This is a genomic window from Novipirellula caenicola, from assembly GCF_039545035.1.
Lineage (GTDB): Bacteria > Planctomycetota > Planctomycetia > Pirellulales > Pirellulaceae > Novipirellula > Novipirellula caenicola.
Map to the genome: position 1 here is coordinate 569,162 of NZ_BAABRO010000002.1, position 14,946 is coordinate 584,107.

12 protein-coding genes are annotated in these 14,946 nt (G+C 54.9%); 8 read left to right on the forward strand and 4 right to left on the reverse strand.

From position 1 onward, the window contains the following. Positions 1-112: 112 nt before the first annotated feature. Complete coding sequence (locus tag ABEA92_RS06165) at positions 113-1,138, reverse strand: zinc-binding alcohol dehydrogenase family protein (RefSeq protein WP_345682929.1); 1,026 nt, start codon at positions 1,136-1,138, stop codon at positions 113-115. A gap of 78 nt (positions 1,139-1,216) precedes the next feature. Then, on the reverse strand, positions 1,217-2,047 hold the full coding sequence (locus ABEA92_RS06170; RefSeq protein ID WP_345682930.1) for an amidohydrolase family protein: 831 nt from the start codon (positions 2,045-2,047) through the stop codon (positions 1,217-1,219). Positions 2,048-2,577: 530 nt separating this feature from the next. Here ABEA92_RS06170 and ABEA92_RS06175 point away from each other — a divergent pair. The 4 genes from ABEA92_RS06175 (at position 2,578) to ABEA92_RS06190 (ending at position 6,725) form a co-directional block, all read left to right on the forward strand. After that, positions 2,578-3,156: a superoxide dismutase family protein gene (locus ABEA92_RS06175; protein WP_345682931.1), complete on the forward strand. Its 579-nt coding sequence runs from the start codon at positions 2,578-2,580 to the stop codon at positions 3,154-3,156. 683 nt (positions 3,157-3,839) lie between these two features. Next, positions 3,840-4,769 (forward strand): sigma-70 family RNA polymerase sigma factor, encoded by a 930-nt coding sequence (locus tag ABEA92_RS06180; RefSeq protein WP_345682932.1) that lies wholly within the window; start codon positions 3,840-3,842, stop codon positions 4,767-4,769. A 304-nt stretch (positions 4,770-5,073) separates the two neighbouring features. Further along, positions 5,074-5,988, forward strand: a complete 915-nt coding sequence (locus ABEA92_RS06185; RefSeq protein ID WP_345682933.1) for a leucine-rich repeat domain-containing protein — start codon at positions 5,074-5,076, stop codon at positions 5,986-5,988. Further along, entirely contained in the window at positions 5,988-6,725 is a 738-nt protein-coding gene (locus tag ABEA92_RS06190; RefSeq protein ID WP_345682934.1) for a M90 family metallopeptidase, read from the forward strand. The genes ABEA92_RS06185 and ABEA92_RS06190 overlap by 1 nt, the downstream gene beginning before the upstream one ends. Before the next feature lie 24 nt (positions 6,726-6,749). On the opposite strand, the gene ABEA92_RS06195 is transcribed toward ABEA92_RS06190, so the two are convergent. Then, positions 6,750-7,058, reverse strand: a complete 309-nt coding sequence (locus ABEA92_RS06195; RefSeq protein WP_345682935.1) for a Dabb family protein — start codon at positions 7,056-7,058, stop codon at positions 6,750-6,752. Between the two features lie 116 nt (positions 7,059-7,174). After that, positions 7,175-7,630, reverse strand: coding sequence for an FHA domain-containing protein (locus ABEA92_RS06200; RefSeq protein WP_345682936.1), 456 nt, complete (start codon positions 7,628-7,630; stop codon positions 7,175-7,177). A 209-nt stretch (positions 7,631-7,839) separates the two neighbouring features. On the opposite strand from ABEA92_RS06200, the gene mnmL reads away from it, so the two are divergent. From mnmL to ABEA92_RS06220, 4 genes are all read left to right on the forward strand, one after another. Then, positions 7,840-8,949 (forward strand): tRNA modification radical SAM protein MnmL/YtqA, encoded by a 1,110-nt coding sequence (gene mnmL / locus ABEA92_RS06205; RefSeq protein ID WP_345683201.1) that lies wholly within the window; start codon positions 7,840-7,842, stop codon positions 8,947-8,949. 508 nt (positions 8,950-9,457) lie between these two features. Then, complete coding sequence (locus tag ABEA92_RS06210; RefSeq protein ID WP_345682937.1) at positions 9,458-9,835, forward strand: hypothetical protein; 378 nt, start codon at positions 9,458-9,460, stop codon at positions 9,833-9,835. A 376-nt stretch (positions 9,836-10,211) separates the two neighbouring features. Further along, positions 10,212-11,801 (forward strand): citramalate synthase, encoded by a 1,590-nt coding sequence (gene cimA, locus ABEA92_RS06215; protein WP_345682938.1) that lies wholly within the window; start codon positions 10,212-10,214, stop codon positions 11,799-11,801. Positions 11,802-11,814: 13 nt separating this feature from the next. Next, positions 11,815-14,907, forward strand: a complete 3,093-nt coding sequence (locus ABEA92_RS06220) for a valine--tRNA ligase (RefSeq protein ID WP_345682939.1) — start codon at positions 11,815-11,817, stop codon at positions 14,905-14,907. Positions 14,908-14,946: the final 39 nt, after the last annotated feature.

Genomic DNA, 14,946 nt, shown 5'->3' on the forward strand with positions numbered 1-14,946 from the left:
CGAGATCCACGACGCCGATCGCTGAACCAATGAACGGTTACGGTCGATTCGATCGAGCTTCAATGCGAAAGAGGGGGTGGCGATCGCGATGATTCCCTTTTCGTTTTCCGCACTAAACCACTTCGATGATCGCTTTGATCACCCCGGTTTCGGGCTTGGTGAAGGATTCAAATTCATCCATTACCCCATCAAAGCTGGTGCGGTGGGTGATCCAAGGATCGGTGTTGATCGTGCCGTCTTCGATCAAACCGATGATTCGGGTGAAATCGGGCGGCAAGGCATTTCGGGAAGCCAGGATCGTCGCCTCGGGGCGATGCATCACCGGATGCTTGAAACTCAATTCGTCGGTGGTGATGCCGACGTAGACAAGCCGTCCGGTTGGCGCCAAATACTGCAGCGCCCCGGACATTGAATGTTTGTTGCCGGTGGCATCAGTGATCACTTGGTACATGTCACCGCCGGTAATCTCTTTCATTCGCTCGATTTCGCTGCCATCGGCTTTGAACAGCACGGTGTTTTCGATGCCATAGTTTTGACGGACGAAATCGAGTCGCGCAGGGTTCATGTCCATCACACTAATGGTTGCATCGGTCAACCGAGCAAACTCGAGTGTCGCCAATCCGATCGGGCCCATCCCAATGATCAATGCGTGGTCGCCGTTTTCCGGAGCACCTCGATCGTTGGCGTGACATCCAATGGCCAACGTTTCCACCAGCGCCAATTGATCGTAGGTCAGCTTGGCCGATGGATGCAATTTATCCGCACGGACCAAAAACGATTCACATAGTCCTCCATCCATCATCACCCCAATCACCTTTAGATTTTGGCAACAATTGATGGCGCCGCGGCGACAAGCGTAACATTCCCCGCAATTCATGTACGGTTCGATGCTGCAGCGATCTCCGGCTTTGACATGGGCAACGCCATCACCGACCGACACGACTTCCACACCCAGTTCGTGGCCGGGGATTCGTGGAAAATCAAAAAACGGAAACTTGCCCAGATAACAACTGATGTCGGTTCCGCAAACGCCCATGCGATGCGTGCGAACAAGCACTTGGCCCGCGGCGGGAGCAGCGGGTTCAGCGATGTCCACTTGCTTTAAAGTCTTAAGTTCCGAGATTTGGATGGCACGCATGGTCAGGAATCGTCCGTACAAAATGATGGGGAAATGGTTTTGGCTACCGCCGGCGGCTGCGATTGCAGCGGACTAGCGTTACAGCTTGTATTGACGGACCGCATTGTTGGCAAAGAAATCGTCCTGCTCGTCTTGCGACAATTCGCTCGCCAATTCCTGTACCACGCCCAACCAGCGTGAATACTCGCTAGCCAACAAGCAAACAGGCCAATCGCTCGCATACATCAATCGTTTCGGACCGAATGATTCCAACGCGACGTCCCAATAGGGCCGCAGCGTTTCAATGTCCCATGTAGCATCACGAACCTCGGTAACGATGCCCGAAAATTTGCAAGCGACATTTTCGCACCGCGCCAACTCGCGAAAATGAGTTTCCCATTGATGATCAAACTCGGATTTCTTGATCGTCGGTTTCGCGACGTGGTCCAGCACGAATACTTGATCGGGATGTTGCCGGACAAATTCAACGGCGGCGGGCAATTGACGAGCAAAGATCAAGATGTCGTAGACCAAACCGCAATCCTTTAGCAGTGAAACGCCGCGATTGAAATCGCGGCGAAGCAGGAAGCGGTCATCCGGTTCATCTTGGACCACATGCCGTACTCCTTTCAGCTTTTCGGCATCGGCATAGCGATCCAAAGACGCTTCGATCTGCTCGGTGGCAAGCGGTACCCAGCCGACGACGCCGCGGACGAGTGGCTCGGTGGCGGCGAACTGAAGCAGGTCATCGGTTTCTTCTAACGATTGACGGGCTTGGACCGAGACGAAACCAGTGACCTCGGATTCGCTGGAAATTTGTCGCAGCTCGTCCGTCCAAAAATCTTGCTTCAATCGGGACATTTCGTCCGAAATCCATCCGTATTGGGCGGCGGAATATTTCCACAAATGATGATGGCAATCAATCAGCATCGAACTTCACGTAACAAGAGAGCAAAACGGTCCGCGGCACGCCGGAGCAGCCAGCGGAGAATCAGGGATGACAAGCGAACAATACTCGTTGCCGCAGGTGAGGACAATCCACGGTCGCATCCCGCCATGACCGCTAGATTTGCGTTTGCGACTACTCCACCGCACCCCATCGTGTTGGCCATTCAATCGGGTGCAAGCGAGGGGAGGTCGGTGGGCCAATCGAAACCACAACACAATCGACCGCCAAAAGCGGTTGCCATCCGACAGTGTGTGACATCCCAACGTGCTGAGCAGCCTTGGCGAATGACACGAACCCCATCCAAATGAGAATCCAACTAACTTTTCAACGAAATTCAACGAAACCGCTGCATAATCGGAACGACCTTTGCGGCGGATGCGAGTACGTGTCGTTTTCAAAAAACATGATTTGGGTAAACGACTTACATTCCCAGAATGTGTACAATCGCTAACTTAGAAAAAGTTAACACAATTGCTCCTTCACCATTCCCCCCTACAACGAGAGACGATCGATGAAACTGGGTATTATGAAAACAATGGCACTGGTTGCGCTCGCCGCATGGTTTGTTGCTCCTGTTGCAAACGCAGCAGATGACAAGCATTCGCATGATCATGCACACGCCGAACTGCCTACGTTTGGCGTTTGTGTCTTGATGCCGACCAAGGACAACAAGGCACGTGGCACGCTGCGATTGATGCAGAAGGGCGACGAGCTTGTGATCACTGGCAAAGTCCGCAATCTGACGCCGGGCGAGCACGGCTTCCACATCCACGAGTTCGGCGATCGCCGCGCAGCGGACGGCACCTCAGCGGGCGGTCACTTCAATCCGGCCGGTCATGATCATGGCGCCCCCGGAGCTCACAGTCACGCTGGCGACCTCGGAAACATTCTTGCGGATGACCAAGGGGTTGCCACGGTCAATGTGACCACCAAGGACACCGCGTTGCACTTTATCTTGGGGCGATCGTTTGTGGTGCACGCTGGCAAAGATGACCTCAAGAGCCAACCGTCGGGCGATGCCGGCCCACGCGTTGCCGTTGGAATCATCGGAATTGGCAACGAAAGCTTCAGAGGTACTGCAAAACAATAAAAAGGTACTGCGAAGCAATAAATCGTTCGCGTCAGAGCGAAGTCAACGCGGCTTCAAGCTGACTTGAATTTTGAAACGCCGCCGGATTGTGGTCCGGCGGCGTTTTCTTTTGGACTCTCTTGGGTGACCGGAAACACGGCTTCGCGGGCTTCGATCTGCAATCAGCAATCGACAAGCGAACAGGCTGCCGACCGGCAAATCATCGCGTCGAGCGAACGAGGACGAAATGGTCGCGAGCCACGATCGTGGCGAAGAGCCAACGCCGCTGTGGGGCTGCATGTCGTACACGCGTCCTTCGCCCCTGAAAACTTCGGTCATTTTGAAGTTTTGGCAATCCTTTTCACCGACGACGCGCCGCTGACGTCCCCCTGACGGTTTTGCGTAACCGTCCAATTCCGCCGTGTTCGGCAATCTTTGGGCAGCCCAAGAGGCCTGCCTAATCGGAATAATCGGAAACACTTGTCCGCTTTTCTGGAAAGTGGAGTCAGAGTCGAGAACTTGCCGATGCTAGCATTGTTCACCTGACCTCCACCCCTTCGAATGTGTCTTTCGCGTCACGTTTTCCTCCCCTTGTTTGACGAATTTCCGGATCACCGCCACATCGCAATCGGCGCGGCGACGAATTCGAGCAGACAACGTGATGGACGAAAGACGATGTTCGACCACTAGCGTCCGAGTAATCCATGTCACAAATCGAAGAACTTTCAAGCGACCTCGAGTCCGAAGTTGATACCGAACTTGCGGAATCTCGTATTCGTCCGTCCAAACGAGCGATGCCTCGCAGCAATGCGGCTCAATCGCCATTGGAAACTTATTTGCGTGAGATCAACGAAACGGCGTTGTTATCCGCCGATGACGAAACCGAACTCGCAGCACGCATTGCTCAAGGCGACGCGTTGGCTCGCGACCGTATGGTTCGCGCCAATCTGCGTTTGGTCGTCAACATCGCTCGCGGTTACACCGGCAAAGGGCTGGGGCTGCAGGATTTGATCGAAGAGGGCAACCTCGGACTGTTGCGAGCCGTCGAAGGGTTCGACCCGACGATGGGAACTCGCTTCAGTACCTACGCAAGCTACTGGATCAAACAATCGATCAAACGCGCGTTGATCAACAGCGCCAAGACCATTCGCATTCCTGCGTACATGGTCGAGCTGTTGAGCAAATGGCGACGAGCGACGGCGCGATTAAGCGAAGAGCTTGGTCGTACGCCATCGAACGAAGAGATTGCTCGATTGTTGGGACTTCCGAAAAAGAAGCTGCCGATCATTCGCAAAGCGATCCGCATCAGCAACAGTACGCCCCAGAGCGACCAAACCGAAGCCGGTTGGTCTCTTGGCGACATGGTGATGGACGAACGCTTGAAGGCTCCGGACGAAGAGATGCTTGACCATGACATCCTGCGTCATGCAATGGAATTGCTCGGAGATCTCGAAGAGCGTGAAGCCACCGTTTTGAAACTGCGTTTTGGACTTGGCGGCTGCGAGCCCAAGACACTGAAAGAAATCGGTGCCGAATTGGGACTGACCCGCGAACGTGTTCGGCAGATCGAAACCGAAGCACTGCGACGACTCGCCGACGGCTTGACCGATCCACACGAGCGTTTGTTTGGCTAGAGCGGCTCGTATCAGGAAACACGTTTGCCGATGGCGGCGTGTTGCGATCGGCAAAGTGATCAATGGCTTCCGTGCTGTCGGGTGGGGTAGGACAGACGGAAAGCCAGCGGGGTGGCAAGGCTGCAACTGACCACCGACCGCCCCCGCCCCCCACGCCTGGGGACACGTCTTTCACTGCGATATGGGAACACGGCGGGAAATGGACTAGAATGGGCAACCATTCCTGTTTTGTCCCATCCACACCTGCGACGCGAGAAACCGCTTGCTGACCAGGTCCCACCTGCTGTACTGGAGAGACGTTCGCATGCCAGTCTTGAATGCCACCGCTGCTTTTCTGCTCACGCTGTTGATTGCCCTTCCGGCCACTGCCGTTCGTGGTGAAGACAAGGAAGCCGCTGCCAAGCAGAATGCTGCAAAAGAAACCGCAGCAAAAGAGGCAGCCGCTAAACCGGCCCCTTCTTTATTTCCCGACCCCGCACTCGAAGCCGCCGTGCGGGCCGAAGTCTTCGCCAAACGCAATAACAACGAAGCGATCACCAAAGAAGATGTCGCTAACATCTCTCGTGTTGTTGGCAAGGGAAAGAAGATCAAAAGCCTCGATGGGCTAGAGCATTGTCATGCGTTGATGCTGATCGATTTGGCGGACAACGAAATCACCGATCTGACGCCGATCGCGGAATTGAAACGATTGCAGTCGGTGACGCTGGCAAACAACCAAATCACCGACCTCAAACCGCTGGCGGGATTGACCGCGATGCAGCTTTTGGATTTATCGGGCAACAGCGTCAGCGACACATCGCCGTTGGAAGCGATGAGCAATTTGCGGACATTGTATTTGGCTAACAACCCATTGACCTCGATCGACGGGATCAAAAATCTCAGCAAAATCTGGTCGCTGGATGTCTCGGAGAACCAACTGACCGATTTGGAACCGGTTCGCAATCTCGGATGGCTGTCGACGCTGGACATCGCTGGCAACCAAATCAGCTCGCTTGAACCGATCACAGGGTTGCGAGAATTGAGTCTACTGATCTTGTTGCGAAACAAGATCGCCGATCTCTCGCCACTGGTGGAGATGTGTCGCAAGGATTTTCAGGGGGAACGTCGGTTCGCTCCGTTTCTGCGGGTTTACCTCGGTGAAAACCCGATTGACGCCAAAAAGCTTGAAGCCCAAACCGCCGAACTGACCTCCTTTGGCGTCGAGGTCAATCAAAAGTAATGTGGTCCTTTTTTCGCAACCGTCGTCGACGAAGGTGGTTGGCGGTTGCGTTACCGGAACCGCAACTGCGAATCCTGAAACAGAACGTTCCCGCCTTCAACCATTTGCCGCCCGAGCTGCAACAGCGGATTCTCGATTGCGTTCGGATTTTGATCGCCGAACGCCGCTGGGAAGGCTGCGACGGGCTCGAAGTCTCGGCTGAGATGAAGACGACGATCGCGGGACATGCGGCGTTCATCCTGCTTCGTTCCGGAGACTATTATTTCGACGGGGTGACGACGATTCTCGTTTACCCCGACGTGATGGTTCGCAACCACGATGGCGTACTGGAGCACACCGTCGGCGAAGCGTGGGACAATGGCGGGGTGATTTTGTCGTGGCCCGAAGTCTTGTTAGCAGCCGATCACGACGATGGCCGCAACGTCGTGATTCACGAATTCGCCCATCACTTGGATGGGCTTGATGGCGAGATGGGCGGTTCGATTTCGTTTGCCCATTCCGCCGACCAAACGGCTTGGAACGAGATTGCCGGACAAGAATTCCAGCAATTGGTTCACGACGTCGATGCAGGCCGAAGAACGCTATTGGATCCGTACGGTGCGACCAACGAAGCCGAGTTCTTTGCCGTCGCCAGCGAATGCTTTTTCGAGCGGCCTCGGCCGATGCAGAATCGGCACCCCGAGTTGTTCGGGCTGCTAAAGAAGTATTACCGGATCGATCCAACCGATTGGCAATGACACCATCGGCAGTGACGCGATTCTCTAGCGAAGGTTGCTGTCGCAGACCTTCACTTCGGCCCAGCTCTCTTTATTTTCCGCGATGAACTGCAGATGACGCTCAGCGGTTTGGTAAGCATCATGCGCCGCACGATCGGCGAAAACGGTGTGCAGCGAAACATCGAAATCGTGGTTGACCGGACGAGCGAGCTCTTTTTCACGCGTTCCCACGGCGAAATCGACGAGGCCGTCGTGGTTGTTGAGATACTTTTCACAAGCTTCAACGAGCGATTGAACCGCTTCGTCGCTGCGGTCTTTCAAAGTGAAAAAAACGTGATGAGCCAATCGAGTCATGGGGGCAGGTGCTTTATCAAACGGTGGGAAGCGGGACGTAATCCCCATCCAGAATCTCGCAGAATTGTCTTCCACAGGACCCTGGATGGAACCAAGAACCGCTAAACTTAACCGCTTCAGCCTTGGTTTGAAGAGGGCTTCTTTGAATCGCGGCGGGACAATCCCGCGCGGTCCATCAAAGAGCTCTTCATCAAGTCTTCCATGTAATCGTCGTCCGCAGGCGGAGGCCCGAAGGCGCCGAGCAACTGCGGCTCATATTCAATGAGATACTCGTGGCGTGCGATGGACACTTTGCTGTTGGGGTCGATACGCTTACGCTGGACGGGGCGACCATCGACCTTCAATCCGTTCCGGCTGTTCAGGTCCCGAATGAACCAATAACCGTGCTCGAGAGTCAACCGGCAGTGCTGGCTTGAAACATTGGCGAACTTCAATTGAATATCGCACTCGCTGCGCCGCCCCACCAGCAATCGCTCTTTTACAAGCGGGATGGGATCGCCCCCGCCACAAGGGGTAAGTTGTCCGTAGGGTCCAGCAAATTGAGGTTTCGATATTTCGTCGTCAAATTCCACGATCAGTGTCTTCCTGTCCGAGTAAACAAAAACGAGGAATCCGCAGCCAGCGAAGCGATATCCGCCATCGCTTCGACTCGATATTCCTATCGTATGACGTTCATGGCTTTCAGGCGACCGACATTCGGGTGTCGTTATCACCGCCCCCGCCAAACGGGCAATGAAATCCCGTTCACATTAATAATCCCATTTTGACCAAATTTTCACGAATGGCAACGGTTTGTAAATTGATCGACTCCGAATTCAATGAACGATTAGCATGGCAATCGGAAAAACTGCCATTTAACGCATTTGGCGCTTCGTTGCGTCGTCGTTTTGGAGGCCGAATTCAACGCGTCAGCATCGATGCGGGGTTCACCTGCCCCAACGTTGACGGGGCGGTAGCACGCGGTGGTTGCAATTTTTGTGACAATCGGTCGTTCAGCCCGTCTCGCCGAGTCCGCCTGAAACAGGTCAGTGAACAATTGGCGACCGGGATCGAGACGGTCACCAAGCGGTACGACAAAGTCGCAGGCTTTATCGCCTATTTCCAGCCGGCAACGAACACCTACGCGCCGGTCGAGCAGCTCGAAGAGGTGTTCCGATTGGCGCTTTCGATCGACCCTCGCGTGGTCGGGTTGGCGGTTGGCACCCGCCCGGATTGTGTGCCCGAGAGCGTGTTGGCACTGCTGGAAACACTGGCTCGGGAAACGTATGTCTCGCTCGAATTTGGGATGCAAACGATCCACGATGCTGGATTGGATTGGATGAACCGGGCTCATGATCACGCCAGCATGATCAATGCGATCGACCGCAGCCGTGGCCGCGGATTTGAATGCTGCAGTCACGTGATTTTGGGAATTCCAGGCGAAACTCATGCGATGATGATGGAAACGGCGACCGAAATCGGCCGCTTAGGCTTTGACGCGGTCAAAATTCACAATCTGTATGCCGTTTTGGGCACGCCCCTGGGCGACCAAGTGCAGAGCGGTGAGATTGTGTTGATGCAGCGTGAGGAATACATCCACACGGTGGTCGATTTCTTGGAACGGATTCCAGCCGAGGTGATTGTCGAACGCGTCAGCGGTGATGCTCCGTCAAACTACCTGATCGAACCAAAATGGTGCCTGGAAAAATCGTCACTCCGTTTGGCGATCGAACAAGAGTTCAAGCGACGGGGAACCCGTCAGGGATCCCATTTTGTTGCTCCCGAGATCCCGCCCGCCGAGCGTCCGCGGCCCGCCGACGAGACCCCCGAGTCCATTCGTAATCAAATTGATCTCGGACGCCGACTCCCGGTGCTGAAGATCGAGAAAAACGGGGTGCGAACGCAGCAATAGGCCCCGATTCTCCTGCGAAAGACCGCTGATTTCGTGAGCCTTCATCCTGTAGCGACGCTCGCCACTGTAGCGACGCTCGCCAGAGCGTGGATCTGTAGTGGATGGTTGCCGCTGAACACCGCGTCCCACCTTCTGGCGAAGGTAGCTACCGATAATTGCCACCACCTTCTGGCGAAGGTAGCTACCGGTAAATGCCTCGCCGCGTTCGCTGTTTTGTCGCGAGCCTCGGCTTCGTCCACATCCAACCGTCACCGTCGCCCAGGCGGCTAGGATAACGGCGGCGATGGCGTTCTAAACCGGTCAGTCGCCGGTGAAAACGTGGAAACCCTTCGAAGCCGTTGGGAAATTCGGTAGAATCAGCAATGCGGTGGAACTGGTTTCGGATGGGCGAATTGCATGGCTGACGACAGCCCCCCTCGCCCAATCAAACGTCGGCCGATACTATTTCTGCCTTCGGAAGCTGAAGCGGCGGAGCTCAGCCAACAATCTAGGAGCGGAGTGGCGACAGATGTCACGTATTGCGATCGTATTTGGGCTGTTGCTCTGCGCTGTCACGATGTTGGCGTTGATGATGACGATGCAGAAGATGCCGTCTCAATTTTGTCCGATGATGTTCGGCATTCCGATGCTGTTTTGCGGCGTGGTTGGATTGAACCCGCATCGCCGCAAACACGCGATGCAGATCGCGGCGACCATCGCGTTGTTGGGCACCCTGACTGGGGGCAGCAACGCTCTTTTCTCGCTATTCCGCGTCCTCCGTGGAATCCAAGTGAACTCATTGGCGATGCAAGTGGTCATTGCGATGACGGTGCTATGTACGATTTTTCTGATCGTCAGCCTGATTTCCTTTACCCAAACGCGGCGTCGCCGTTTGACCCCGGGATAGCGGCGATTGACAACGTTCGCAAAAAAACTATCCTCTGTGCTTCAAAACCTGTTCGAAACTGATATTTCCGTGGCAATTCACCCCCATATTCAAATCATGATTATCCGCGTCGTCGGCATTGATAGCCGGCCATAACGCGGGGAACGAATCGGACTGGCCGCAATCCATTGCGGCGCAGGGCTCGAATCGAGATGCCACTTTGACATTTACCCCCGAGGCCACCCATAGCTTCGGGGGTTTTTTCGTACCTGAAACCGCGACAACCGCTCCTGCCCCTTTGCCGATCTCGATCTCAGCCCCACTTTGATCTCCAACTCATCTGCCTCAACTGACTTTTGCTCTCCCGCAGCTCCCTTCTAACTCCAGCACCACCGCGATGAACGCCAAACCCATCTTGATCTACGACACAACGCTCCGAGACGGTTCTCAGGGCGAAGGTGTCAGTTTCTCGCTTCAAGACAAGCTAAATATTGCCGAGCGGTTGGCCGAAATTGGCATCGACTTTATCGAAGGAGGCTACCCGCTGTCGAACGAGAAGGATGTGGCGTTCTTTCGTGAGATCAAAAAACGCAACCTGGGCAACAGCAAGGTGTGTGCGTTTGGAATGACCCGGCGGAAATCGATGAAAGCCGAAGACGACCCCGGGATGAAAGCGCTAGTGCAAGCCGAAACCCCTTGCATCACCTTGGTCGGAAAAACGTGGGACTATCACGCCACCGAGGTGCTTCGCGTTACACTCGAAGAAAACTTGGCGATGATTGGCGAGAGCGGCGAATTTCTTGCGCGCAGTGCGGAATTGATCTACGACGCCGAGCATTTCTTTGACGGCTACAACGCCAACCCTGAATACGCGATCAAAACGCTAAAGGCTGCGGCGTCCGCCGGAGCCACTTGGTTGAGTCTGTGTGACACCAACGGCGGCACGTTGCCCGAACGCATTCGCGAAGTCACCGCAGCGGCGATCGAGGCGTTGGCGGATTACGATGTGCAAATCGGTATCCATTGCCACAACGATTGCGAGCTGGCGGTCGCCAATTCGCTCGCCGCGGTCGATGCCGGCGCGACTCAGGTGCAAGGGACGATCAACGGCATCGGTGAACGTTGTGGCAACGTCGACTTGATCACGGTGATGTCAAATCTGTCGCTCAAAAAGAAGGGCTACAGCGTGTTGGGCGGACGATCGCTAAAACCGCTGACCGAACTGAGTCGTTTTGTTTATGAAACCGCCAACCTGCAGTGGCGTAACAACCAACCGTTTGTTGGGCAAAGTGCATTCGCGCACAAGGGGGGCATGCATGTCCACGCGATCAACAAAGCCGCAAAGACGTACGAGCACATCGATCCCGCCTTGGTCGGCAATGAACGTCGCATCTTAGTGAGCGAGCTGTCCGGTCGCAGCAACATCGCTGCGTTGGCGAACAAGCACAACTTGGAAGACGACCGCGAGTTGATGGACAAGATCTTGGCCGAAGTCGTTCGTCTCGAGAACCAAGGCTACCAATTTGAAAACGCAGGCGCCTCGTTCGACCTGCTAGTCAAACGCGTTTCGGGGACCTACACACCCCACTTTGAAACGATCAAATACCGAGTGGTCGCCGGCGACCGAAGCACCGAGAGCGAACAGCGAAGTGTGTTTGCCGAAGCAATCATCAAACTCAAGGTCGGCGAAACCTTGTGGTTCGATGCCGCCGAAGGGCATGGACCGATCAACGCTTTGGACGCCGCGCTTCGCAAGGCGCTTGCCGATGAATACCCGATGCTCGCCGAGATGCGATTGACCGACTACAAAGTACGCGTGGTCGAATCGAGCAGTGGCACCGAGGCATCGATCCGAGTGAACATCGAAAGCTGCGATGAGCACGAATCATGGGGCACCATTGGCGTCAGCGAAAACATCATCGAAGCAAGCTGGAGCGCGCTGGTTGATGCCGTCGAATACAAACTTCACAAATCCGAAAAAAAGTAACGCTAGAAAAATCATGACGATTCCGACTCGATTTGACCATTCGGACGCGGTAGCGGACATTGCCAACGCTTGGGAAGACGCACGATGCGCTCACGCAGAACCTAATCCTGATCGCAAACCGTTTACGATCGTGATCCCTCCACCGAACGTGACCGGGGCGCTGCATCTCGGACACGGACTGAACAACACGCTGCAAGACATTGTCATTCGCACCAAGCGAATGCAAGGTTTTGAAACGCTGTGGATGCCCGGCACCGATCATGCGGGAATCGCGACGCAAGCGGTGGTTGAAAAACGGCTGAAGGAACAGGAAAACAAGACGCGTCACGATCTCGGACGCGAAGCGTTGGTCCAGCGGATCTGGGATTGGAAAGAACAATACGAAAAGCGGATCCTCGGCCAACTCAAACGGATGGGGTGCAGCTGCGATTGGGAGCGAGTTCGATTCACGCTGGATGATCGCTGCGCCGCCGCGGTGCGAGCTACTTTTTTCGACCTGTTCAGCAAAAAACGGATCTATCGCGGCAAACGGCTGGTCAACTGGGACACCTATTTGCAAACCGCCGTCAGCGATGATGAAGTGATCAACAAGACCGAGAAAGGTCATTTTTGGCACATTTTCTATCCGGTCGTCGATCCTAAACCGGGCGAACCGTCGCGAATCGAAATCGCGACCACGCGGCCTGAAACGATGCTTGGCGATACCGCGGTGGCGGTCCATCCGGATCCCGAAGCCGCGATGGACAAACTTGATGCCGAGCTGAAAGCCAAACGCGAAACGGCTTCGGCGGGCGAAAAGAGTGAAATTGACAAGCAGATCAAATCGTTGGCCGAGCGTCGACAAACGATGCTGCCGCTGTTGATCCAGCTGCGTGACATGGCGTTGGATGGCCGCAAAGTGATGTTGCCGCTAATGAATCGCGAGATCCCAATCGTGGCCGACGAATGGGCCAAACCCGAGATGGGAACCGGTTGCGTCAAGATCACGCCTGCGCACGACCCGAATGACTATGAAGTCGGCAAACGGGTTGGGTTGGCGATGATCAACATCCTAAACGCCGACGGAACCATGAACTCCGAGACCGGCGTTTATGAAGGTTTGTCCATCAAGAAAACACGTGCCAAGGTGGTCGAGGACCTCGAAGCCCTTGATCTGCTTGGTGAGATCGAAGACCGTGAAATCGAATTGCCGCTGAGCGATCGCAGCAAGACCCCGATCGAACCGTATTTGGCCGACCAATGGTTCGTGGCGATGGAAGAATTGGCACAATCCGCGATAGATGCTGTTTCGACCGAGCAAGTCAAGATTTTCCCCGAGCGTTATCGCAAAGGCTATCTCGATTGGTTAAGCGAGAAACGCGATTGGCCCGTCAGCCGACAATTGTGGTGGGGTCACCAAATTCCGATCTGGTCGCTCGGCGGGATCAGCCAAGCGGATGCCAAGGCGGCGGCTGAAAAAATCCATGCGTTTGCCGAATATGCCTCGGGCAAGATTGCTGATCGGATCGATGAAAACGAAGACGGCAGCCACTCGCTGTTCGTTTGTTTGCGTAGCGATGATGCAAAACTCGAAGCCAAAGTCGAGGCATTGGGGCTCGTCCGTGACCCCGATGTTTTGGACACGTGGTTCTCGTCGGCGCTGTGGCCACACAGCACGCTTGGATGGCCGGAACAAACGCCTGAACTTGAGTATTTTTATCCGACCAGCACTTTGATCACATCGCGTGACATCATCACGTTGTGGGTCGCGCGTATGGTGTTGATGGGGCTAAATAACGTCGGCAAGGTCCCATTTGACGAGGTGTTCATTCACCCCAAGATCCTCGATGGATTGGGGGAAACGATGAGCAAGAGCAAAGGGAACGGCGTCGACCCGATCGACGTGATCGAAAAATTTGGTCCCGATGCGTTGCGGTTCGGATTGGCGCGGTTGGCGACCGAAACGCAAGACGTGCGGATGCCGGTCCAGTACGAGTGTCCTCATTGCGAGAAACTGATCGACCAAACCAAAAAGAATCGATCGCTGCCGAAATTGGATTGCCCGGAATGCAAGAAAACGTTCTCGACCCAGTGGGCTGAATCGACAGAGGACAAGTCGCATCCGCGTGCCGCCGTGGTCAGCGAACGTTTCGAAACGGCTCGCAATTTCGTCAACAAACTGTGGAACGCAGCCCGTTTTGCGTTGATGAATTTCGAAGGCTATGAGCCGCAAGAAATCGATGTCAAAACGCTGCCGCTGGAAGACCGCTGGTTGCTGAGTCGATTGTCCACCGTCACCAAACAAGTGACCGAAGCGACCGAACATTATCATTTTGCCGAAGCCTCGCGGATCCTTTACGATTTTGCCTGGGACGAATTCTGCAGTTTCTATGTCGAGATTGCCAAACCGCGATTGTCCGACGACTCGCTTCGCGGGGTCACCCAGTCGGTGATGGCTCACGGACTCGATACGCTACTGCGTTTGTTGCACCCGATCATGCCGTTTGTGACCGAATCGATTTGGGGCTACTTGAACGAAGCGGCGCCCAAGCGAGGCATTCCATCGCTCGCAGAGGCTCCGCGGTTTGTAATGACCGCGGCGTGGCCTACGGCTGAATCGGCGCACTACGACGAGAACATCGAACGGCAATTCAACGAGTTCCAAGAGGTCGTTGGCGCGATTCGCCGGATCCGAGCGAGCCAAAACATTGCTCCACGTGATACAGTCCCGGTCGCGATTCGCTGCAGCGAATCATCACAATCGCTATTGGAACCAATGCGAACCTATTTCCAAGGACTCGCCGGCGCGGAAGTGGTCCAGTTGAGCCCCGATGCGAAGCCGTTTGAGATCGATGCGCCGTTGGCGATCACCGGTTTGGATATCGAGGTGCACGTCGATTTGGAACAGTTCATCGATTTCAAAGCCGAGTTGGCTCGATTGGAAAAACTGCGAGACCAGGTGGTCAAACAGATTGGCGGAAAAGAGCAGAAACTTTCCAACGAAAACTTTGTCGCGCGTGCCCCCGCTGAGGTGGTGGCGAAGGAACGCGAGTCGCTTGACGAATTAAAGCGACAACTCGAATCGGTTGAGAATGACATTTTGCGACTCAAGAGTAAACTTGGTTAGACGCTGAACTTTCGTCGCTAAGCGGTTCAAGATGGTTTG